The organism is Sphingomonas sp. Ell38C01 (genome assembly GCF_055231975.1).
This window is the reverse complement of sequence record NZ_JBUYVA010000001.1, coordinates 131,543-152,391: the sequence shown is the minus strand read 5'-3', so window position 1 is coordinate 152,391 and position 20,849 is coordinate 131,543. Positions and strand designations below refer to the sequence as shown.

The following is a 20,849-nucleotide window of genomic DNA, read 5'->3' as shown; positions in this document are numbered from 1 at the left end:
TTAAGATAATGTAAGAAAAAATGGCCCGTTAAATATTATTCAAACCTTTATGAAATCAATTTAAAACTTATCGTTTTCAATTCACAGAAACTTAGCTTCTACAATAAAGCGCTGCTTGCCAAGCCAAGTGAGATCTATTCCCGCTTGCTCCGCGAGAGAAGAGCTAAGTCCAAAAGTTGTATCTACGGAAACGCTTCGTTTTACTGATCCCTTCTTGGCGCCTTGGAATGCGGCCACGATTTCAGGAAACAATCCAAGCCAAAATGGCTTATCAACGGGTGGCATAATTTCAGGATCTTCATAACTTAACTCGACCGAGTGTTGCTTCGCAACTCCGGTTTCTGCCCTCAATGAAAAACGAGAGAAGAAGCTACTGCCGGCGCTACCCTTTTTATCTGATTCCACTTCGATTTTTATAAAAATAGCTTTGACGGTCGAACGAATAAATACAACCAAATCCGCTATCTGTTCGCTCACAATAACGTTGTGAAAATCCGAGGCAATAATAGCGATGTTTGATTTCTCATCGTCTGGGTGGATTGCATAAATTTGATCTACTTGAACTGGGAGGCCGTGCTCATCATGTAACGATGTAGAATTGCTAAGTTCTATCTTCTGGATGGTGTCAGAACCTTTAGAGTCGGATGACATCAAGCTGACCCATATCCTGAGTTGACGAGGTAGTTGCGGCATTCTGCGGGGGAGAAGGCATCGAGAAGCGTGCCGACGCGTCTCCATGTTGCCTCGTGGGATCGCTCGGCGGCCTTGCGCATGAGGTGTTTGATCTTGGCGAAAACCTGCTCGATCGGGTTCAGGTCCGGGCTGTAGGGCGGCAGGAACAGCAGCCTGGCACCGACCGCACGGATAGCGTTGCGGATGGCGGGTTTCTTGTGGCTGGAGAGGTTGTCCATGATGACGACGTCGCCGGGCGACAGCGTCGGCACGAGGCACTGCTCGATATAGTCGGTGAAGCTTTGCGCGTTGACCGGCTGGTCCAGCACGCACGGCGCGTCGATCCGGTCGCAGCGCAGCGCCGCCAGGAACGTCATCGTGCGCCAGTGGCCGTAGGGCACCTTGGCATGGAGCCGCTGGCCGACCGGTGCCCAACCGCGCAAGGGGGCCATGTTCGTCTTCACCCACGTCTCATCGATGAAGACGAGACGCGCCGGATCAAGCCGACCCTGGTATTTCTTCCACTGCGCCCGACGCCGGGCGATCGCGGGACGGAGTTGTTCGGCGGGCATCACGCTTTTTTTTGAAGCTCAGCCCCTCGACATGGGCGAACCGCCAGACCTGAACATAGTCGACCTTCACGTCGCGGCTCGCCAACTCCGCTACCAGTCCACGCAAGGTGAAGTCGCGGGTCATCCGCTCCAGCAGCCAGTCACGTGTCGCGCCGGACAGGATGTTGGATCGGCGACCACCCATCCGGCTCGGTGCGGCGCTGCCCGTATCGCGAAAGCGCCGCACCCATTTGATCGCCGAACTCGGCGCCACCCCGAAGCGTGAAGCAGCCGCGTGACACGACATGCCATCGGTGATTACCGCCCTGACCACCCGTTCCCGCAGGTCCATCGAATACGGCTTTGACATGCTGGCTGGCCTCCTTCGCCAGCCGGCACATTGAATCAGATCGCCAGCCCCATGGGAATCCTCAGCGATTCAGATCTACGTCATCACGCTCTAAGCCAAGCAATTCCATTCTGAACCCCAGACACCAAGCCTGCTCCGACCGCAATCGCTCCAACTCCAACAGGAATCACAGGCGCTACTACCACGGCCGCGCCTGCTACTTTCCAACCATTTTCTTTCACATTGCGAGTTGCCCAATCTGACCAACTCTCTTCGACAGCCGTCACATCTGGAATTATCTCGACAAGACGGGTTTGCATTGAGATTCTTTCGGGTTAAATTATTTTTATGATCGCGCTTAATTTCCAATTGGTAAATAGTTTTGCGGCCAAAAACTATAAAATTCTCATCTGACGATTTTTGCTTCTACAGATCGAGCGCCCACCCATCCCGCCCCTTGGGATCGAACGGTGCGCTCGGCACGAAGCGGTCCGCGCCCGCTGCCAGCCGGAGTACGCTCCAGTCGCCGCGGCGATCGACCGTCTCCAGCGTGCAGCCGCAGGCGGCATAGGCGGCGACGACCGCGTCGCGCTGCGTCTCGAGCAGGCCCGCCAGGATGATCGTCGCGCGGGGGGCGGCGATGGCGGCGATCTCGGGGGCCATCGAGACGAGAGGGCCGGCGAGGATGTTGGCGATGAGGAGGTCGTAGGGGGCGCCGGCGACGATGGCATCGTCGAGCGCGCCGTCGGCGACGATCAGGTCGACGCCGTCGACCGCGTTGACCACCGCGTTCTCGCGGGTGACGTCGATCGCGATCGCGTCGATGTCGGTCGCGACGATCTGCGCGTCGGGCCAGAGATGGCGGGCGGCGAAGGCGAGGAGGCCGGTGCCGGTGCCGACGTCGATCACCTTCGCGAAGGTCTGGCCGGCGAGCGCGTCGAGCATCGCGAGGCAGCCGCTGGTCGTCTCGTGGTGGCCCGTTCCGAACGCGCGGCCGGCGTCGATGCGCAGCGCGTGCGCGCCCGGGGGCGGGGCGGCGTCGTGCGCGCCGGTGTGGACCCAGAAGCGGCCGACATGGAGCGGCTCGAGCCCCGCCTGGCTCATCGTCACCCAGTCCTGCGCTGCGAGCGGCTCGACCAGCGGTGCGGCGTCGCCCGCGCTCGGCACCAGCGCGCGCAGCTGCGCGAGGATCGCGGCGTCGGGGCGGGCTTGCGTGAACGCCTCCAGCCGCCAGTGCTCGCGATCGTCCTCGACCGTCTCAGTCGTCATCAGCACCGCGTCGACCGCGAGATCGTCGGCGGCGTCGATCGCCTCCGCCTCGGCGCGGGTGCAGGGGAGCGTGGTGCGCCAGCTTTCGGGTTCGTTGGCGGGTTCGTTGGCGGGTTCGTTGGCGGGTTCAGCGGACATAGGAGGCCCCGTTCACGTCGATCACCGCGCCGGTCATCGAGGGCGGCGCGTCGAGCGCGAGGTAGCGCGCGACCGAGGCCACCTCTTCCGGGTCCGCGACCTTGCCGAGCGGGATGTCGGCGAGAAGCCTGTCGCCGCCGCGGCTGGCCAGATAGTCGTCGGCCATCCCGGTCATCGTGAAGCCGGGGCAGATCGCGAAGGCGAGGATGCCCTCGCGCGCGTATCCCCGCGCGATCGTCTTGGTCATCGCGACCATGCCGGCCTTCGACGCGGCATAGTGCCAGTGCGCGGGCGAGTCGCCGCGGTAGGCCGCGCGGCTGGCGACGTTGACGATCCGGCCGGGCTTGCCGGTGGTCTGCCAGTGCCTGACCGCGAGGCGGCAGAGCTGTGCGGAGGCGGTGAGGTTGACCTGCATCGTCCGCTCCCACGCGGCGAGCCACGCGTCGTCGTCGGCATCGATCGGGTTCGCCTCGAAGATACCGGCGTTGTTGACGAGGACGTCGATGTCGCCGCCCAGCGCGTCGCGCGCGCGGCGCCACAGGTCGGCAGGGGCGGCGGGGTCCGCGAAGTCGGCGGCGAGTGCGCCGGTGGTCGACTGGCCGACGACGGTCGCGCCCGCATCGGCGAGGGTGGCGACGATCGCCGCGCCGATCCCGCGGCTGGCTCCGGTGACGAGGATGGTCATACAGACGCGTCTAGCGCGTGACGGGGGTCTCGCCAATGTCGGCCACGTCATCCCGGCGAAAGCCGGGATCGCTGGCCGCCGGGTCTGCCCTTCGCGGCACGCGACCCCAGCTTTCGCCGGGGTGACGAAGGGTACGGGTGACGCGCAGCGAAGGCGGGGGGGGCTAAGCGGCGACCTTCGTCGCGAAAGCGCCGGCGCTTTCCTTGAGCGCGCCGAGTTGGCCGTCGAGCGAGCCGAAGCCCGCGCCGACGCTGTCGATCTCGCGCGCCACCGCTTCGGTGTCCTCGCGGATCGAGGCGATCGTGTTCGACATCGAATCGGCGGCCAGCGCGGTCTCGTCGACCGCGGCGGTGATCGCGGTGACGGTCTGCGCCTGTGCCTCCATCGCGACGCGGATACGGTCCGCGCTGATCTGGACCTCGGCGACGGTCGCCTTGATCCCGGCATTGGTGTCGACGGTGACGCGGGTGGCGGACTGGATCGCGGCGATCTTGGCGGCGATGTCGTCGGTCGCGCGCGCGGTCTGGTTGGCGAGGCTCTTCACCTCCTGCGCGACGACCGCGAAGCCGCGGCCGGCATCGCCTGCACGCGCCGCCTCGATCGTGGCGTTGAGCGCGAGCAGGTTCGTTTGCCCTGCGATGTCGCGGATCAGCCCCAGGATCGATTCGATCGACTTGGCGTGCTCGCTGAGCGTCTCGCTCATCCCCACGGCCTGCCCGGCCTGGACGCTGGCGCGCGTGGCGATCTCGGCCGCGGCCTCGACCTCGGCACGCGCGTCCTCGATCGCGCGGATGAGGCCTGCCGCGGTCGACGCGGCCTCGCGCATCGCGACCGCGGACTGTTCGGCGGCGGCGGCCACCTCGCTCGCCTTGCCGAGCACGCCGCGCGCCGAGGTTGACGCGCCCGATGCCTGGATGCGCAGCGTGCCGCTCTCCGCGGTGGCGGTCTCGACGGTCGAGGCGATGCCGTCCTGGAAGTCGGCGACGAGCCGCTCGCGCCCGGACTGCGAGGCATAGGCATCGAATCCGGCAAACAGCTCGACCGTCAGCTCGGTTTCCATTCCGAACAGTCGCATAAGCGTCTCGATGAAGCGGGGACGGCGCGGATCCTCGGTGGCGACGCGGCGCAGCAGCACCGTCATGCACGCCAGATCGCTGGCGCACGACATCGCCAGCACGTCCATCGTGGTGACGTTCGAGGCATAGGCCGCGGCGACCGAGCGTTCGAGCGACTCGACCCATTCCTTGCCCGCCAGGTTGCAGAACCGCGCCTGGAGATAGCGGCGCCCGGCGATGCGGCGCGCCTCGACGTCGAGCGGGGTCCATTCGGTCGCACTGGGATTGGCCTTGCGCCAGTGCGCCCAATAGGCCTCGACCACCTCGTCGGCGTCGGGCTCGATGATCGACCACAGCTCGACGGCGTTGTTGGCGAGCGCGCCGTCGCTCGAATCGAACGCGGCGATCCGCGAGTGCATGTCGATCGTGGCGGCGACGGTGGTGGGCGGCGGGAGATCGATGGACAAGGGGGATGCTCCGGTGAAATTCCTGACCGACGGCGTAGCGCGCGAAGGGTTAAGGGCCGGTTAGGGAGGGGCGGGATCCCGGATGCTTGCCCCGGCGCTTGCATCACGCGGCGCGTCGCCTCATAGGCTGGCCGCAAAGTCATCGTCTTCACGCTCTTGCCGAAGGATCCAGGCGCTTTGGCCACCAAACCCGCGCATGCCCGCCCCCGCAGTCCGCATCTGTTCAGCGGCCCGATGGCGATCCATTATCGCTGGTCCGCCGCGATGCTCGTCTCGATCCTCCACCGCGCGACCGGCGACGGGATGGCGACGATCGGGACGATGCTGTTCGTGTGGTGGCTGGCGGCGCTGGCCGCGGGCGAGCGCGCGTATGCGACGTTCGTGGGCACGTTCACCACCGATGCGGGCGGCCTCAACGTGCTCGGCTGGATCGTCGGCGTCGGGCTGACCTTCTCGATCCTCCAGCACATGGCATCGGGCGTGCGGCACCTGGTGATGGACACGGGCGCGGCGTTCGAGCTGAAGGCGAACCGCAATTTCGCGCGTGCGACGCTCGCCTTCTCGATCACGCTGACGGTGGTCTTCTGGTTTCTGATGGGGACGAAGTGATGGCGGGCAACGCGATGAAGGGCGGCACCCCGATCGGCCGCGTCCGCGGGCTGGGATCCGCGCATGAGGGCGTCCACCACTGGTGGCACCAGAAGCTGACCGCGGGGACGAACATCTTCCTGATGGCGTGGCTGCTGTTCTCGCTGCTGCGCCGGCCGTCCTATGATTACGCGTCGATGCACGCGTGGCTGCACTCGGCCTGGGTCGCGGTGCCGATGATCCTGCTGGTCGTCTCGGTCTTCTATCACTTCCGGCTCGGGCTGCAGGTGCTGATCGAGGATTATGCGCACAATGTCGGGCGGGTCGCCGCGATGGTGCTGCTCAACGTCTTCGTCGTCGGCACCGGCGGCCTCGCCATCTTCTCGATCCTCAAGATCGCCTTCGGAGCAGCCGCCTGATGCCTGCCGCCTACAAGATCATCGATCATACCTATGACGCGGTCGTCGTCGGCGCCGGCGGCTCGGGTCTCCGCGCCGCGATGGGGATCGCCGAGTCGGGCCTCAAGACCGCGTGCATTACCAAGGTGTTCCCGACCCGCTCGCACACCGTCGCCGCGCAGGGCGGGATCGCCGCGTCGCTCGGCAACAATTCGCCCGATCACTGGTCGTGGCACATGTACGATACCGTCAAGGGCTCCGACTGGCTCGGCGACCAGGACGCGATCGAATATATGGTGCGCGAGGCGCCCGCCGCGGTCTACGAGCTGGAGCATGCGGGCGTGCCGTTCAGCCGCAACGACGACGGCACGATCTACCAGCGCCCGTTCGGCGGGCACATGCAGAACATGGGCGAGGGTCCGCCGGTCCAGCGCACCTGCGCCGCCGCGGACCGTACCGGCCATGCGATGCTCCACGCGCTGTACCAGCAGAGCCTGAAGTACGAGACCGACTTCTACGTTGAGTATTTCGCGCTCGACCTCATCATGGAAAACGGCGTGTGCCGCGGCGTGATGGCGCTGTGCATGGAGGACGGCTCGATCCACCGCTTCCGCGCGCACAACGTCGTGCTGGCGACCGGCGGCTATGGCCGGACCTATTTCTCCGCGACCTCGGCGCATACCTGCACCGGCGACGGCGGCGGGATGGTGCTGCGCGCGGGACTGCCGCTGCAGGACATGGAGTTCGTCCAGTTCCACCCGACCGGGATCTACGGCGCGGGCGTGCTCATCACCGAGGGCGCGCGCGGCGAGGGCGGGTATCTGACCAACTCCGAGGGCGAGCGCTTCATGGAGCGCTATGCGCCGAGCGCGAAGGACCTCGCCTCGCGCGACGTCGTGTCGCGATCGATGGCGATGGAGATGCGCGAGGGCCGCGGCGTCGGCAAGAACGGCGACCATATCTGGCTCCACCTCGACCATATCGACCCGAAGGTGCTCCACGAGCGGCTGCCGGGGATCACCGAGACGGGCAAGATCTTCGCGGGCGTCGACCTGACGCGCCAGCCGCTGCCGGTGACGCCGACCGTCCACTACAACATGGGCGGCATCCCGACGAACTTCCACGGCGAGGTCGTCAACCTGATCGACGGCAACCCCGATGCGGTCGTGCCCGGGCTGTTCGCGGTCGGCGAGGCGGCGTGCGTCTCGGTCCATGGCGCGAACCGGCTTGGGTCGAACTCGCTGATCGATCTGGTCGTCTTCGGGCGCGCGACGGGGCTGCGGATCCGCGACCAGCTCAAGGTCAACACGCCGCACAACCCGCTGCCCAGGGCGTCGGAGGAGATGGCGCTGACCCGCCTCGACACCTTCCGCAACGCCAGCGGCGGATCGCCCACCGCACAGATCCGCAGCGACATGCAGCACACGATGCAGAAGCACTGCGCGGTGTTTCGCGACAACGCGCTGCTGGGCGAGGGACAGGCGAAGATCGCCGCGACCTACCAGCGGATGCAGGACGTGGCGGTCAAGGATCGTTCGCTGATCTGGAACACCGACCTCGTCGAGACGCTCGAACTCGACAACCTGATCTCGCAGGCGGTGGTGACGATGGAGTCGGCGGCGAACCGCAAGGAATCGCGCGGCGCCCACGTCAACGAGGATCACCCCGACCGCGACGACGCGACCTGGATGAAGCACACGCTGACGACGTTCGCGGGCTGGGGCGGCAAGGACGGCGCGACCGCGATCGACTATCGCCCGGTGCACGATTACACGCTGACCGACGATATCGACTACATCAAGCCGAAGAAGCGGGTGTATTGAGCGAAGCCACCATCTGGCTGATCTATTGTACCGGGGTATTGCCGGGATGGATTTTGCGTAGATGTGGCAGACGGCGCATCTGGCTGTGCACAATGATAGCGGGAATGTGGACGGCTGCAATATGGGCGGCCGTTGGTATTTGGACAGGCGGCGATGCGTCGGACCCATGGTTTGGCATCGGCCTCTGGATCTCATTCTGCTTTGGAGCGATATTCGGACTCGGTGGCGTAGCCATTACTCTCTGGCACGAGTAATAACTCTTCGTCAGTGAGTGAACATCTCCGTCAGTACGCCAAGTAGAGCGCGTAGTGTCGCTGCATCGATCTTGCCCAGCCGCGCGACCAGGCGTTCGCGATCAATCGTCCGCATCTGATCGGGCAGGATGAGCCCGTCCTTCCGCCGGAAGCGGACCGGCACCCGGAACGGGGCGGGGCGGCTGCCCGAGGTCATCGGCGCGACCAGCATCGTCCGCATATGCGCGTTCATCTCGTCAGGCGAGACGACGACGCAGGGTCGCGTCTTCTGGATCTGGCTGCCGACGGTCGGGTCGAGCACTGCGAGCCAGACCTCGCCCCTCCTGACCATCAGGCATTCACCATTTCAGGTCGCGGTCGTCCTCGGTGCCGAACCCGCGCCATGCGCGCTCGTCGTCGGTGTCCGCCGTGGCGATCGCGGCGGCGGCCTCACCCCAGCCGGCGCGCGAGGGCGACGAGACCGGTGTTCCGATCAGCTTGCCGTCCTCCACCCGAAGATCGATCTCCGCGCCGACGCCTAGCCCGATCTCGCCCAGGATCGCGCGCGGCAGAATGACGCCGGTGGAATTGCCCATCTTGCGGAGTGCGGTGTGCATAGCACCGTCATATCATGCTTGCGACGTTATCACAAGGTTATAACCATGGCTTGAGGCCGGTGGTTGACTTCGTCGTGCGATCCCCCCGACACTCAACGCGAAGGGGGCCCGATGCGATCGATCCGAGACCTGCTGGCGACACTGGCCGCGCTCGTCGCGGTGCCGGCGGCGGCACAGACCTACGCCCCGCCCGCGCATACCCAGCCGACGCCGTTCTTCGCGACCGCAACGCCCGAGCAGATCGCATACCTCGCCAGCACCGCCGCCACGCTCGAACGCGATCGGCCCGCCGCCGCGTTGCTCGCCGAGCATCGCCGGCTCGCCAAGGCGCTCGCCGCGCTCGCGCCGCAGCGCAAGGGCGTGGTCGATGCCTATGTGCTGGTGGTCGGGCTCGACAGCGACGCGGTGTTCGGGCGCGAGGCGCGGGAGGCGGCAAAGGTGCTGGCGCATCGCTATGGGGCGGAAGCGCGCACGATCCTGCTTGCCGGCGGCGACGGTACTGCGGACAGCACGTATCCCATGGGGTCGCCCGCCAATATCGACATCGCGCTGGCGCGGATCGCGGAGGCGATGGACCCCGCGGAGGACGTGCTGATCCTCTATACCACCAGCCACGGCGCGCCGTACGGCATCGTCTACAACGACGGCGACCAGGGCTATGGCGCGATCTCGCCGTCGCATCTGTGGGGGGACCTGTCCGCGCTGGGAATCCGTAACCGGATGATTCTGGTCAGCGCGTGTTTTTCCGGCGTGTTCGTGCCGATGCTGGCGTCGGACACGACCGCGATCGTGACGGCGTCGTCGGCGGAGAAGACATCGTTCGGATGCCAGGCCGACAGCGACTGGACCTTTTTCGGCGACGCGCTCGTCAATCACGCGCTGCGCAAGCCGCAGCCGCTCGCCGCCGCCGTCGCGGAGGCGGTCGCGTCGATCGCGGGGTGGGAGGCGCAGGGCAGGCTCACCTCGTCCGATCCGCAGGTGTCGATCGGCGCCGGCGCGGCGCGCTGGCTGGCGGTGCTGGAGGCGAAATTGCCGCCTGCGACCACGCCCGTCGGCCGGCCCGCGGTGTCGCTGCTCGACAAATAACCGCGCATCCGCGGAACATGCACCGGCGCGCGCTGTTTGGCGCGCCATGACCCAGAACCAGACCGCTCCGACCAGCCGCGCACAGCTCTATCCGATGCTCGCGGTCCCCCACATCCAGCTGCACGGCGTCGTCGACGATTCGATGTACACCAGCTTCAAGGCGCAGCTCGCCAATGCGCCGGCCGACGGCCCCGTCGTGCTGTCGATCACGACCCTGGGCGGCGATCCCGAGATGGCGCGCGCGATGGGCGATTCGATCCGGCTGCTCAAGGCCTATACCGGGCGCGACGCGCTGTTCCTGGGCAAGGTGGCGGTCTATTCGGCCGGCGCGACGCTGATGAGCGCGTTCCCGGTGCAGAACCGGTTCCTGACGCACGGCACCCGCCTGATGATCCACGAACGGCTGATGAACTCGACCGTGAACCTGTCGGGTCCGCTGTCGACGCTGCCCGCGGTGCTGAAGGCCAAGCTCCACGAGATCCAGGAATCGATCCGCATCCAGGACGAGGGCTTCGCGCAGATCGTCGAGGGCAGCACCGTGACGCTCGACGACCTGAAGGCACGCGCGCCGTCCAACTGGTATATCGAGGCGGAAGAGGCGCAGAAGCTGGGGCTGGTCCTCGACGTCATCTGATCCGCGGCCCGATCGATACGGCACAAAGGGTTGCGCCGCGACGCCGCAGGGCTTAGCCGCAAGGCAGCATAGAAGGAGCGTCGCGGCGATGGCCGAGTTCACCCTGCCGAAGAACAGCAAGATCAAGGGCGGGCAGAAGCACGCCTCGCCTAACCCCGGCGGGCGGATGAAATCGTTCAAGGTCTATCGCTACGATCCCGATTCGGGTGAAAATCCGCGCTATGACACGTTCGACGTCAATCTGGACGAGTGCGGGCCGATGGTGCTCGACGCGCTCATCAAGATGAAGGGCGAGCAGGATTCGTCGCTGACCTTCCGCCGGTCGTGCCGCGAGGGTATCTGTGGGTCCTGCTCGATGAACATCGACGGCAAGAACGGGCTGGCCTGCACCACCGCGATCGACGACGTGAAGGGCGAGGTGAAGATCACACCGCTGCCCGCGATGGACGTGGTCAAGGATCTCGTCCCCGATTTCACGCACTTCTACGCGCAGTACGCCTCGATCAAGCCGTGGCTCCAGACCGTCACCCCCGCGCCCGCGGGCAAGGAGCGGCTCCAGAGCCCCGAGGACCGCGCCAAGCTCGACGGGCTGTACGAGTGCATCCTGTGCGCGTGCTGCTCGACCTCGTGCCCCAGCTACTGGTGGAACAGCGACAAGTTCCTGGGGCCGGCGATCCTGCTCCAGGCGTATCGCTGGCTGGCGGACAGCCGCGACGAGATGACCGGCGAGCGGCTCGATCAGCTCGAGGATCCGTTCCGGCTGTATCGCTGCCACACGATCATGAACTGCGCGAACGCGTGCCCCAAGGGGCTGAGCCCCGCCAAGGCGATCGCGGAGATCAAGAAGATGGAAGTCGAGCGGGTCCTCTGATTTCGGTCGCAGCGTGACCGGGAAGCCCGACTTCCTCTACGAGGATCATCCCGATCATCCCGGCTGGAAACGCTGGGGATTCAGGGACGCGACGCGGTACAACGCGTTCCTGGGCGAGATGATCGTGCGCGTCGATGGCGGCATCGCGCGGGTGCGGATGACGCCGGGGCGCGAGCATTCCAACCTGTCGGATCGCGTCCACGGCGGTGCGCTGCTCGGCTTCGTCGACGTGGCGTTGTTCGCGGCCGCGCGCAGCTTCGGGCTGGTGACCGCGGGCACCGCGGTGACGCTCGACCTGTCGACGCAGTTCATCGGCGGCGGGCGGCTGGGCGAGCCGATCGAGGCGCAGGTGGAGCTGCTCAAGGAAACCGGGCGCCTGCTGTTCCTGCGCGGGCTGGTGGTGCAGGTCGATGAGACGGTATGCGCGTTTTCGGGAACGATCCGCAAGCCGTCGGCCCCTCGCTGATCCGCCGTTTGCCCCGAGCTTGTCGACGGGCCGTCCTTTCTCTTAAGGCGCAGCCCGAACGGAGATCGAAGCCATGCCCAACGTCCTCGAGGCCTATGAAGCGCTCGTCGCGGCGGGCGAACTGCGCGCCGACGCCGAGCAACGCGCCGCGGCGGTTCGGCTCGACGCGCTGGCGGCCGAGCTAGAGACGCCGCGCAAGGCCGGGATCTTCCGCCGCCGGATCGTGCCGGCGCGCGGATTGTATCTCTGGGGCGGGGTGGGGCGCGGCAAGTCGATGCTGATGGACCTGTTCTTCCGCCATGTCGCGATCGGGACCAGGCGGCGCGTCCACTTCGCGGAGTTCATGATCGAGGTGCACGGCCGGATCGCGATCGAGCGGCGCAAGGAGGCGGGCGACCCGATCGCGCCCGTCGCCGCGGCGCTGGCGGCGGAGGCGACGCTGCTGGCGTTCGACGAGATGATGGTGACGAATTCGCCCGACGCGATGATCCTGTCGCGACTGTTCACCGCGCTGATCGAAGCGGGGACGACGATCGTCACCACCTCGAACCGCGCGCCGGGCGAGTTGTACAAGAACGGCCTGAACCGCGAGCATTTCCTGCCGTTCATCGCGCTGATCGAACGGCGGCTCGATGTGCTCGCGCTCAACGGACCCGTCGATTACCGGCGCGACCGGCTGGGAAGCGTCGATACGTGGCTGGTGCCAAACGGCGCGGCGGCGACCGCGCAGCTGTCCGCGGCGTTCTTCCGGCTGACCGACTATCCGCCCGAGGATCGCGAGCATGTGCCCGCCGAGACGATCGCGGTGCAGGGGCGCACGCTGAACGTGCCGAAATCGCTGAAGGGCGTCGCGGTGTTCGCGTTCAAGAAGCTGTGCGGGGAGGCGCGGGGGGCGGCGGACTATCTGGCGATCGCGCGGCGCTATCACACCGTGATCCTCGTCGGCGTGCCCGTGCTGGGGCCCGAGAACCGCAACGAGGCGGCGCGGTTCGTCCAGCTGATCGATGCGCTGTACGAGCACAAGGTGAAGTTGCTCGCCGCCGCCGATGCCGCGCCCGATGCGCTGTATCCGGCGGGCGACGGGCGGTTCGAGTTCCAGCGTACGGTCAGCCGGCTCGAGGAAATGCGCTCGGAAGACTATCTGGCGGCCGGGCACGGCGCGGACTGAGCAGCGCGGCGAGGCGGCGGCGGAGCGCGGGCTCCGCGGTGCGCGCGATCGCGTCCGCCAGCGCGACCATCGCGAGTGCGGCCAGCGCCATCGCGAGCACGGGCGGGGCGCCGAGGCGGACCAGCACGACGATCGTCGCCGCGCCCACGATCTGGTTGACGAGATAGAGCGGGTACGTCGCCCGGCCTAGCCGGGCGAGCAGAGGGCGCGCGCGCAGCCAGGGTTCGATCGCGCCGGCGCGCGCGACGATCGCGATTCCGGCGAGGAAGATCGCGACGGGGATGGCAGGCGTCGTCGCGACTCCGCCCGCGCCGTTCGCCGCGATCGCGCGTGCGCAGACCTCCGCGAGCGCCACCGCCAGCGCGGCGACGATCGCGCACCGGCGCGCCGGGGTCGCGGCGCCGGTGTGGATCGCGATGCCGAGCGCGAAGAGCCCGCCATGCGGGAGCAGGATAAGCGATGCGGGGGTCGCCATCCCGTCGGCGATCTGGCCCGATGCGATCGCCCAGAGCCAGTATGCGCCGCTCCACGCGGTCAGCGCATGGCCCACACGGTCGATCCGCCAGCGGAGCGTCGCGGCGACCAGCAGGTAGAAGCTCACCTCGACCTGAAGCGTCCACCAGACGCCGTCGATCCGCGGGCCGAACGGGAGCATCGCGAGCGATGCCGCCCAGCGCGCCGCGATGTCGCGCAGCGGCAGCGTGCCGGAGGCGGCGAGGATCGCTGCGGTCAGCGTCGCGCAGACCAGCGCGGCGGGGAGCAGGCGAAGGATCCGCGCGCGGGCGAATGCCGCGCGGTCCACCCCGGCGAGCGAGGTCGCGATGACATAACCGGAGATGACGAAGAAGATCTCGACCCCGATCCAGCCCCACGCGGTCCACGCCGCCGCGCCGGTCGGCAGCGCCGTCGCGCCGAACGTCTGCGTCGCGGAAGATGCGGCCAGCGGGAAGACGGTGCCGACATGATAGGCCAGCACCGTCAGCGCGCATGCGAAGCGCAGCAGGTCGATCGCGTGGAGGTGGCGCGGCGCGGTCATGCGGGCACGGGCGCCGGGCGGATCGCAAGACCGGCGATCGCGCGCGCCATCGCGCGGCGCAGGCGCGGCTCGACATGCCGGGTGATGCCCCAGGCGAGCACGATCATCGCGATCGCGACGCCCACCATCGCGACATAGCCCGGCACCCCCGCGCGTACCGCGGCGGCGATCCACACCGCGCCGATGCTCTGGTGAAGCAGGTAGAGCGGATAGGTCGTCAGACCGAGCACCGCCAGTCGCGACGCGCCGGGCGCGCGGGCGAGAACGGGTTGCAGGCGGTCGGCGAAGAGGATCGCGGTGCACGCCAGCGCGAACGCGGCGACCGGCGCGGAGGGCCAGGCGACGACCCGGAGCGACCGCGCGGTGGTATAGGCGCTGGCGGTGATCTCGACCGCGCCGGTGATCGCGAACAGGGCTGCGAGCATCAGCGTCGCGCGCGTCGCGCTTCCGCCGCGGATCGCCCAGGCGAGGCTGCCGAGCGCGAAGAATGCGCCGTAGCGCACGACGTTGGGCACCTGCGCGAGCAGTCCCGCCTCGCGCCCGGACGCCAGCGTCGCGATCCAGTAGGCGACCGAGGCGAGTCCGAGCGTGGTGGTGACGCCGCGGATCGCGCGCGCGCCGCCGCCGAGCGCGATCGTCGCGGCGACCAGCGCGTAGAAGCAGACCTCCGCGAACAAGGTCCACCAGGACGGGTCGAGCGGATGGCGCATCGGCACGAACGCGACGGCGGCGAGCCACCGGTTCGCGACCGTCGCGGCGGGGTACGCGCCCGCCAGCAGGAGCGTCGCCGCGGTCAACGTCGCACACAGCCATGCCGCCGGCGCGAGTCGCAACACGCGGCGTCGGACGAACGCACCTGCGCCGATGCCCTCGCTCGACATCGCGATGACATAGCCCGAGACGACGAAGAAGATCTCGACCCCGACCCAGCCATAGGCCGCGACCGCGCGGAGTCCGCCGGGCAGGGCGACGTCCGGCGCGATCACCGCGAAGGGCGCATCGGGCACGACGGGGAAGGCCGCGGCATAGTGGAACGCCATGACCGCGACCGCGCAGGCGAAGCGGATCAGGTCGATCGCGAGAATCTGCGTCGAAGGGGTTCGCGTACCGGGCCGGTTCATCGGCGCGATGCTATCCGCAACGCGTTAAAAACCCGTGCGTCGATCTTATTGCTATTGAGAACTGTTATACAATTGAATTGGAATGGGGTGGCTTTAGCGGTTGTGCCTCGCGCGCAAAGCGCGTAGGCGGCGTGACCATTCGCACCACAACGACACAAACGAAAGAGGATCGGATGGCCCGCAAGAAGATCGCGCTGATCGGCGCCGGCAATATCGGCGGCACGCTCGCCCATCTCGCCGCGCTCAAGGGCCTTGGCGACATCGTGCTGTTCGACGTGGCGGAAGGCGTGCCGCAGGGCAAGGCGCTCGATCTCAGCCAGTGCGGGCCGGTCGAGGGCTTCGACGCGACGATCACCGGGTCGAACGACTATGCGGATATCGCGGGCGCGGACGTCATCATCGTCACCGCGGGCGTCGCGCGCAAGCCGGGCATGAGCCGCGACGACCTGCTGGGCATCAACCTGAAGGTGATGAAGGCGGTCGGCGAGGGCATCAAGGCCAACGCGCCCCACGCCTTCGTGATCTGCATCACCAACCCGCTCGACGCGATGGTGTGGGCGCTGCGCGAATTCTCGGGCCTGCCGCACCACATGGTCGTCGGCATGGCGGGCGTGCTCGATTCGGCGCGGTTCAGCCACTTCCTCGCGGACGAATTCAAGGTCTCGGTCAAGGACGTCACCAGCTTCGTGCTCGGCGGGCACGGCGACACGATGGTGCCGGTCATCAGCTATTCGACGGTGTCGGGAATCCCGGTGCCGGACCTCATCACGATGGGCCGGTCGACGCAGGAGAAGATCGACGCGATCGTCAAGCGCACTCGCGGCGGCGGCGGCGAGATCGTCGCGCTGCTGAAGACGGGCTCGGCCTATTACGCGCCGGCGACCAGCGGGATCGCGATGGCGGAGGCGTATCTGTACGACCAGAAGCGCGTCCTGCCCGCGGCGGCGTATGTCGATGGCCAGTACGGCGTGAACGACCTGTACGTTGGCGTGCCGGTGGTGATCGGTGCGGGCGGCGTCGAGCAGATCGTCGAGATCGCGCTGGACGACGAGGCGAAGGCGAACCTTGGCGTGTCGGTCGATGCGGTGAAGGAGCTGCTGACGGCGTGCCGGGGGATCGATAGCTCGCTGGCTTGACCTAGCGTTTTCTACCCCGGCGGAGGCCGGGGCCCAGTAGCGGGGCCTTTTCGATGGACGAACAGGCCAGCGTCTACATCATGGCGAGTGCGAGAAACGGTACGCTGTATCTCGGCTCGACGGTGAACCTGGCGAAGCGGGTGTGGGAACACCGCAACGGCGTCGTCGAGGGTTTCGCCAAGAAGTACGGTTGCAAGATCCTCGTCTGGTACGAGGTCGTCGGCAGCCGGGAAGCCGCCCGGCAGCGCGAGCTGCAGATGAAGGAGTGGAAGCGCGCGTGGAAGGTGCGGGAGATCGAAGGGTTCAACCCGGATTGGGAAGACCTGTACGATCGTATCGCCCGGCCATGACCGCTTTCCCAACTGGGCCCCGGCCTTCGCCGGGGTGGTAGGAACGGAGATACGATGAGCATCCTCGTCGACAGGAACACCAAGGTCATCACACAAGGGATGACCGGGAACACCGGCAGCTTCCATACGCAGGCGGCGCTGGATTACGGCACGCAGATGGTGGCGGGCGTCACGCCGGGGAAGGGTGGCACCACCCATCTCGGCCTGCCGAACTACAACACCGTGGCGGAAGCCGTCGCGGCGACGGGCGCGACCGCTTCGGTCGTGTACGTGCCGCCGCCCTTCGCCGCGGACTCGATCCTCGAGGCGATCGACGCGCAGGTGCCGCTGATCGTGTGCATCACCGAGGGCATCCCGGTGCTCGACATGGTGCGCGTGAAGCGGTCGCTGTCGGGCAGCAAGTCGCGGCTGATCGGGCCGAATTGCCCGGGCGTGCTGACGCCGGGCGAGTGCAAGATCGGGATCATGCCCGGTTCGATCTTCAAGAAGGGTTCGGTCGGCGTTGTGAGCCGTTCAGGCACGCTGACCTACGAGGCGGTGTTCCAGACGTCGAACGCGGGGCTGGGCCAGACGACCGCGGTCGGCATCGGCGGCGATCCGGTGAACGGCACGAACTTCATCGACGTGCTCGAGCTGTTCCTGGCGGACGAGGCGACCCAGTCGATCATCATGATCGGCGAGATCGGCGGATCGGCCGAGGAAGAGGCCGCGCAGTTCCTGCGCGACGAGGCCAAGCGCGGCCGGTCGAAGCCGATGGCTGGTTTCATCGCGGGCCGCACCGCACCGCCGGGGCGTCGCATGGGCCATGCCGGTGCGATCGTGTCGGGTGGCCAAGGCGGCGCCGAGGACAAGATCGCGGCGATGGAAGCGGCGGGCATCAAGGTGGCGGCCTCGCCGTCCGAGCTGGGCTCGACCCTGCTCGAGGTTCTGAACGGGTAAATGGTTTCCCTCCCCCGGGCGGGGGAGGGAGGGAGCGCCGCAGGCGCGGAAGGGTGAGGGTGATACGGCCCTCCCGCTTCACCCTCATCCTTCCACCACCCTGCGGGTGGCGGGCCCCTCCTTCTCCCGCCGGGAGAAGGGATAGGAAGTGACTATGGGTTACGAAGGCCAGGATTTCGCGGATGTGGCGGCGGGCGTCAGCCCCGGCTTCATCGAGGCGCTCCACGCACGCTACCAGGCATCGCCCGAGACGGTCGAGCCGGGCTGGCGCGCCTTCTTCGCGGAGCTGGAAGGCGCCGCGCAGGGGCCGAGCTGGGAGAAGGCATCCTGGCCGCTGACCTCGACCGACGACCTGACCGCGGCGCTCGACCCGACGCAGATGGAGCCGGCGCCGAAGCCCGCCAGGGGCGGCGCCAAGCCGGCCGCGGCGCCTGCCGCCACGCCTTCGAAAGACGACATCATCAAGGCGGCGGGCGACAGCATCCGCGCGATGATGCTGATCCGCACCTATCGCGTGCGCGGCCATCTGGCGTCGAACCTCGATCCGCTGGGGCTCGCCAGCCGCGAGATGCCCGCGGACCTGACGACCGAATATCACGGCTTCACCGATGCCGACATCGATCGCCCCGTCTACCTGGGCGGATCGATGGGGCTGCAATGGGCGACGATCCGCGAGCTGGTCGACACGCTGCGCGCGAATTACTGCGGCAATGTCGGCCTGGAATACATGCACATCGCCGATGTTGACGAGCGCCGGTTCCTGCAGGACCGGATGGAGGGCAAGGACAAGGCGATCGAGTTCAGCCCGCTCGGCAAGAAGGCGATCCTGTCGAAGGTGATCGAGGCCGAGCAGTGGGAGAAATTCCTCGGCCGCAAATATGTCGGCACGAAGCGTTTCGGGCTGGACGGCGGCGAGAGCATGATCCCCGCGCTGGAAAGCGTCATCAAGTACGGCGGCGCGATGGGGATCAACGAGATTGTCGTCGGAATGGCGCATCGCGGGCGGCTCAACGTGCTGGCGAACGTCATGGCCAAACCGCTGCGCGTGATCTTCCACGAATTCGCGGGCGGTTCGGCGAACCCCGACGACATCGGCGGATCGGGCGACGTGAAGTATCACCTGGGCACCAGCACCGATCGCGAGTTCGACGGGCGCAAGGTGCACATGTCGCTGGTCGCGAACCCGTCGCATCTGGAGGCCGCGGATCCCGTCGTGCTGGGCAAGACGCGTGCGATCCAGACGATCGCGGGCGACCTGAAGGAGCATGCCGCCTCGCTGCCCGTGCTGATCCATGGCGACGCCGCGTTCGCGGGGCAGGGGATCGTGTGGGAGTGCTTCGGCTTTTCCGGCATCCGCGGGTACAATACCGGCGGATGCGTCCACTTCGTCATCAACAACCAGGTCGGCTTCACGACCAGCCCGCAGTTCGCGCGCTCGTCGCCCTATCCGTCCGACGTGGCCAAGGGCGTGCAGGCGCCGGTGTTCCACGTCAATGGCGACGATCCCGAGGCGGTGACCTTCGCGTGCAAGATGGCGATCGAGTACCGCCAGACCTTCCACCGCGACGTCGTGATCGACATGTGGTGCTACAGGCGGTTCGGGCACAACGAGGGCGACGAGCCGTCCTTCACCCAGCCGCTGATGTACAAGGCGATCAAGGATCACCCCCCGGTGAGCGCGATCTATGCGAAGCGGCTGGCGGCGGAAGGCGTGATCGACCAGGCGTGGGTCGACGACAATGTCGCGCAGTTCACGACGTTGCTCGAGGGCGAGTTCGAGGCGGGCGCGAGCTACAAGCCCAACAAGGCGGACTGGTTCGCGGGCCGCTGGTCCGGCTTGTCGGCGCCGGTCGACGCGGAGAATGCGCGGCGGAGCGTCGATACGGGCATCGAGCCCAAGCTGTTCGATTCGATTGGTCGCACGCTGACGACGGTTCCGGACAGCATCCAGATCCACAAGACGCTGGCGCGCGTGATCGACGCCAAGCGCGAGATGTTCGCGAGCGGCGCGAATTTCGACTGGGCGACTGGCGAGGCGCTGGCGTTCGGATCGCTGTTGTCGGAAGGCTATGGCGTCCGCCTGTCGGGGCAGGATTCGGGGCGCGGGACGTTCTCGCAGCGTCACGCGGTGTGGGTCGACCAGACCGACGAGCACAAGGTGATCCCGCTCCAAGGGATCGAGCATGGCCGGTTCGAGGTGCTCGATTCGCCGCTGAGCGAGTATGGTGTGCTCGGGTTCGAATATGGCTATGCGATCGCGGATCCGAAGACGCTGGTGCTGTGGGAAGCGCAGTTCGGCGACTTCGTGAACGGCGCGCAGATCATGATCGACCAGTTCATCACCTCGGGCGAATCGAAGTGGCTGCGTGCCAACGGGCTCGTGATGCTGCTGCCGCATGGCTATGAGGGGCAGGGGCCGGAGCATTCGTCGGCGCGGCCCGAGCGGTTTCTGCAGGCGTGCGCCGGCGACAACATGCAGGTCGCCAATTGCACGACGCCGGCGAACTATTTCCACCTGCTGCGCCGGCAGATGCACCGCAACTTCCGCAAGCCGCTGGTCGTGATGACGCCCAAGTCGCTGCTCCGCCACAAGCTGGCGGTGTCGAAGGCGGCGGATTTCCAGGGCGAGAGCCATTTCCGCCGGATCCTGTCGGATACCAACGGCGCGGCCGACGCGGCGACGACGCGGCTGGTGCTGTGCAGCGGCAAGGTGGCGTACGACCTGATCGAGGCGCGCGATGCCGCGGGCGACACGACCACGCAGATCGTGCGCGTCGAGCAGCTCTATCCGTTCCCGGGGGATGCGCTGGCCAAGCGCGTCGCGGCGATGCCCAACCTGGAAGCGGTGATCTGGGCGCAGGAAGAGCCGAAGAACAACGGCTACTGGTTCTTCGTCGAGCCGTTCATCGAGGAGTCGCTGAAGGCGGCGGGCTGTCGCGTGGCGCGCGCGCGCTATGCGGGCCGCGCGGCGTCGGCGTCTCCCGCGACCGGGCTGATGAAGCGGCACCAGCTCGAGCAGGCGGCGCTCGTCGCCGACGCGCTGGGGCACAGCGTGCGCGGCGAGGTGCGGCGCACGCGCGGGACTTGAGACAGGCTGCGTGGCCGGACCCGGTCACGCAGCGCGATGCAACCAAGCGCAACGCTCGATGACGAACGTTCCGCAACTGGACCCCGGCCTTCGCCGGGGTACGAGGGAA

The 20,849-nt window shown here is 67.1% G+C and carries 21 protein-coding genes; 12 read left to right on the top strand and 9 right to left on the bottom strand.

Annotated features, from left to right (window positions below; genetic code table 11):
• Window positions 1-81: 81 nt before the first annotated feature.
• From ACV7NO_RS00770 to ACV7NO_RS00750, 5 genes are all read right to left on the bottom strand, one after another.
• Entirely contained in the window at window positions 82-651 is a 570-nt protein-coding gene (locus ACV7NO_RS00770; protein WP_463404134.1) for a hypothetical protein, read from the bottom strand.
• A protein-coding gene (locus tag ACV7NO_RS00765; RefSeq protein ID WP_463404102.1) for an IS630 family transposase occupies window positions 651-1,593 on the bottom strand; the annotation gives its coding sequence in 2 pieces (ribosomal slippage) (window positions 651-1,248 and window positions 1,247-1,593; 945 coding nt in all). Before ACV7NO_RS00765 ends, ACV7NO_RS00770 begins: the two co-directional genes overlap by 1 nt.
• 405 nt (window positions 1,594-1,998) lie before the next feature.
• Window positions 1,999-2,979, bottom strand: a complete 981-nt coding sequence (locus ACV7NO_RS00760; protein ID WP_463404133.1) for a 50S ribosomal protein L11 methyltransferase — start codon at window positions 2,977-2,979, stop codon at window positions 1,999-2,001.
• On the bottom strand, window positions 2,969-3,664 hold the full coding sequence (locus ACV7NO_RS00755; protein WP_463404132.1) for an SDR family NAD(P)-dependent oxidoreductase: 696 nt from the start codon (window positions 3,662-3,664) through the stop codon (window positions 2,969-2,971). The genes ACV7NO_RS00760 and ACV7NO_RS00755 overlap by 11 nt, the downstream gene beginning before the upstream one ends.
• A 163-nt stretch (window positions 3,665-3,827) precedes the next feature.
• Window positions 3,828-5,138 (bottom strand): methyl-accepting chemotaxis protein, encoded by a 1,311-nt coding sequence (locus tag ACV7NO_RS00750; RefSeq protein ID WP_463407243.1) that lies wholly within the window; start codon window positions 5,136-5,138, stop codon window positions 3,828-3,830.
• A 225-nt stretch (window positions 5,139-5,363) separates the two neighbouring features.
• Here ACV7NO_RS00750 and sdhC point away from each other — a divergent pair, with 225 nt between their 5' ends.
• The 3 genes from sdhC to sdhA are packed head-to-tail and all read left to right on the top strand — an operon-like array spanning window position 5,364 to window position 7,995.
• Entirely contained in the window at window positions 5,364-5,795 is a 432-nt protein-coding gene (sdhC, locus tag ACV7NO_RS00745) for a succinate dehydrogenase, cytochrome b556 subunit (protein WP_463404131.1), read from the top strand.
• Between the two features lie 14 nt (window positions 5,796-5,809).
• Window positions 5,810-6,193 (top strand): succinate dehydrogenase, hydrophobic membrane anchor protein, encoded by a 384-nt coding sequence (gene sdhD, locus ACV7NO_RS00740; protein WP_463407242.1) that lies wholly within the window; start codon window positions 5,810-5,812, stop codon window positions 6,191-6,193.
• Entirely contained in the window at window positions 6,193-7,995 is a 1,803-nt protein-coding gene (gene sdhA / locus ACV7NO_RS00735; protein ID WP_463404130.1) for a succinate dehydrogenase flavoprotein subunit, read from the top strand. Before sdhD ends, sdhA begins: the two co-directional genes overlap by 1 nt.
• 264 nt (window positions 7,996-8,259) lie before the next feature.
• Here sdhA and ACV7NO_RS00730 read toward each other — a convergent pair whose 3' ends face one another.
• Window positions 8,260-8,580 carry a type II toxin-antitoxin system PemK/MazF family toxin gene (locus tag ACV7NO_RS00730; protein ID WP_463404129.1) on the bottom strand — a complete coding sequence of 107 codons (321 nt, stop codon included), beginning with the start codon at window positions 8,578-8,580 and terminating at the stop codon, window positions 8,260-8,262.
• Between the two features lie 7 nt (window positions 8,581-8,587).
• Window positions 8,588-8,845, bottom strand: a complete 258-nt coding sequence (locus ACV7NO_RS00725; RefSeq protein WP_463404128.1) for an AbrB/MazE/SpoVT family DNA-binding domain-containing protein — start codon at window positions 8,843-8,845, stop codon at window positions 8,588-8,590.
• Between the two features lie 111 nt (window positions 8,846-8,956).
• Between ACV7NO_RS00725 and ACV7NO_RS00720 the strand changes: the two genes are divergently transcribed.
• From ACV7NO_RS00720 to zapE, 5 genes are all read left to right on the top strand, one after another.
• The gene (locus ACV7NO_RS00720) at window positions 8,957-9,931 is read left to right on the top strand and encodes a C13 family peptidase (RefSeq protein WP_463404127.1); all 975 of its coding nucleotides are present in this window, start codon (window positions 8,957-8,959) and stop codon (window positions 9,929-9,931) included.
• A 46-nt stretch (window positions 9,932-9,977) separates the two neighbouring features.
• Window positions 9,978-10,565, top strand: a complete 588-nt coding sequence (locus ACV7NO_RS00715; RefSeq protein WP_463404126.1) for an ATP-dependent Clp protease proteolytic subunit — start codon at window positions 9,978-9,980, stop codon at window positions 10,563-10,565.
• 88 nt (window positions 10,566-10,653) lie between these two features.
• The gene (locus tag ACV7NO_RS00710) at window positions 10,654-11,436 is read left to right on the top strand and encodes a succinate dehydrogenase iron-sulfur subunit (protein ID WP_463404125.1); all 783 of its coding nucleotides are present in this window, start codon (window positions 10,654-10,656) and stop codon (window positions 11,434-11,436) included.
• A 13-nt stretch (window positions 11,437-11,449) separates the two neighbouring features.
• On the top strand, window positions 11,450-11,902 hold the full coding sequence (locus ACV7NO_RS00705; protein WP_463404124.1) for a PaaI family thioesterase: 453 nt from the start codon (window positions 11,450-11,452) through the stop codon (window positions 11,900-11,902).
• A 73-nt stretch (window positions 11,903-11,975) separates the two neighbouring features.
• The gene (gene zapE, locus ACV7NO_RS00700; RefSeq protein ID WP_463404123.1) at window positions 11,976-13,070 is read left to right on the top strand and encodes a cell division protein ZapE; all 1,095 of its coding nucleotides are present in this window, start codon (window positions 11,976-11,978) and stop codon (window positions 13,068-13,070) included.
• Here the strand turns inward: zapE and ACV7NO_RS00695 are convergent.
• Both ACV7NO_RS00695 and ACV7NO_RS00690 read right to left on the bottom strand, forming a co-directional pair.
• Entirely contained in the window at window positions 13,009-14,106 is a 1,098-nt protein-coding gene (locus tag ACV7NO_RS00695; protein WP_463404122.1) for an acyltransferase family protein, read from the bottom strand. The genes zapE and ACV7NO_RS00695 overlap by 62 nt on opposite strands.
• Window positions 14,103-15,227 (bottom strand): acyltransferase family protein, encoded by a 1,125-nt coding sequence (locus ACV7NO_RS00690; protein ID WP_463404121.1) that lies wholly within the window; start codon window positions 15,225-15,227, stop codon window positions 14,103-14,105. The genes ACV7NO_RS00695 and ACV7NO_RS00690 overlap by 4 nt, the downstream gene beginning before the upstream one ends.
• A gap of 173 nt (window positions 15,228-15,400) precedes the next feature.
• Between ACV7NO_RS00690 and mdh the strand changes: the two genes are divergently transcribed.
• From mdh to ACV7NO_RS00670, 4 genes are all read left to right on the top strand, one after another.
• The gene (gene mdh / locus ACV7NO_RS00685) at window positions 15,401-16,363 is read left to right on the top strand and encodes a malate dehydrogenase (RefSeq protein ID WP_463404120.1); all 963 of its coding nucleotides are present in this window, start codon (window positions 15,401-15,403) and stop codon (window positions 16,361-16,363) included.
• A gap of 53 nt (window positions 16,364-16,416) precedes the next feature.
• Entirely contained in the window at window positions 16,417-16,713 is a 297-nt protein-coding gene (locus tag ACV7NO_RS00680) for a GIY-YIG nuclease family protein (protein WP_463404119.1), read from the top strand.
• A gap of 54 nt (window positions 16,714-16,767) precedes the next feature.
• Window positions 16,768-17,652, top strand: coding sequence for a succinate--CoA ligase subunit alpha (gene sucD, locus ACV7NO_RS00675; RefSeq protein WP_463404118.1), 885 nt, complete (start codon window positions 16,768-16,770; stop codon window positions 17,650-17,652).
• A gap of 154 nt (window positions 17,653-17,806) precedes the next feature.
• Window positions 17,807-20,740, top strand: a complete 2,934-nt coding sequence (locus ACV7NO_RS00670; RefSeq protein ID WP_463404117.1) for a 2-oxoglutarate dehydrogenase E1 component — start codon at window positions 17,807-17,809, stop codon at window positions 20,738-20,740.
• Window positions 20,741-20,849: the final 109 nt, after the last annotated feature.

Coding starts and splice junctions, on each gene's coding strand:
- sdhA (WP_463404130.1), top strand. CDS start 6,193: ATGCCTGCCGCCTACAAGATCATCGATCATACCTATGACGCGGTCGTC.
- ACV7NO_RS00730 (WP_463404129.1), bottom strand. CDS start 8,580: ATGGTCAGGAGGGGCGAGGTCTGGCTCGCAGTGCTCGACCCGACCGTC.
- ACV7NO_RS00715 (WP_463404126.1), top strand. CDS start 9,978: ATGACCCAGAACCAGACCGCTCCGACCAGCCGCGCACAGCTCTATCCG.
- ACV7NO_RS00680 (WP_463404119.1), top strand. CDS start 16,417: ATGGACGAACAGGCCAGCGTCTACATCATGGCGAGTGCGAGAAACGGT.
- ACV7NO_RS00770 (WP_463404134.1), bottom strand. CDS start 651: ATGTCATCCGACTCTAAAGGTTCTGACACCATCCAGAAGATAGAACTT.
- ACV7NO_RS00670 (WP_463404117.1), top strand. CDS start 17,807: ATGGGTTACGAAGGCCAGGATTTCGCGGATGTGGCGGCGGGCGTCAGC.
- ACV7NO_RS00750 (WP_463407243.1), bottom strand. CDS start 5,138: ATGCACTCGCGGATCGCCGCGTTCGATTCGAGCGACGGCGCGCTCGCC.
- zapE (WP_463404123.1), top strand. CDS start 11,976: ATGCCCAACGTCCTCGAGGCCTATGAAGCGCTCGTCGCGGCGGGCGAA.
- mdh (WP_463404120.1), top strand. CDS start 15,401: ATGGCCCGCAAGAAGATCGCGCTGATCGGCGCCGGCAATATCGGCGGC.
- ACV7NO_RS00710 (WP_463404125.1), top strand. CDS start 10,654: ATGGCCGAGTTCACCCTGCCGAAGAACAGCAAGATCAAGGGCGGGCAG.
- ACV7NO_RS00695 (WP_463404122.1), bottom strand. CDS start 14,106: ATGACCGCGCCGCGCCACCTCCACGCGATCGACCTGCTGCGCTTCGCA.
- ACV7NO_RS00755 (WP_463404132.1), bottom strand. CDS start 3,664: ATGACCATCCTCGTCACCGGAGCCAGCCGCGGGATCGGCGCGGCGATC.
- ACV7NO_RS00725 (WP_463404128.1), bottom strand. CDS start 8,845: ATGCACACCGCACTCCGCAAGATGGGCAATTCCACCGGCGTCATTCTG.
- ACV7NO_RS00690 (WP_463404121.1), bottom strand. CDS start 15,227: ATGAACCGGCCCGGTACGCGAACCCCTTCGACGCAGATTCTCGCGATC.
- sucD (WP_463404118.1), top strand. CDS start 16,768: ATGAGCATCCTCGTCGACAGGAACACCAAGGTCATCACACAAGGGATG.
- sdhD (WP_463407242.1), top strand. CDS start 5,810: ATGAAGGGCGGCACCCCGATCGGCCGCGTCCGCGGGCTGGGATCCGCG.
- ACV7NO_RS00720 (WP_463404127.1), top strand. CDS start 8,957: ATGCGATCGATCCGAGACCTGCTGGCGACACTGGCCGCGCTCGTCGCG.
- ACV7NO_RS00760 (WP_463404133.1), bottom strand. CDS start 2,979: ATGTCCGCTGAACCCGCCAACGAACCCGCCAACGAACCCGCCAACGAA.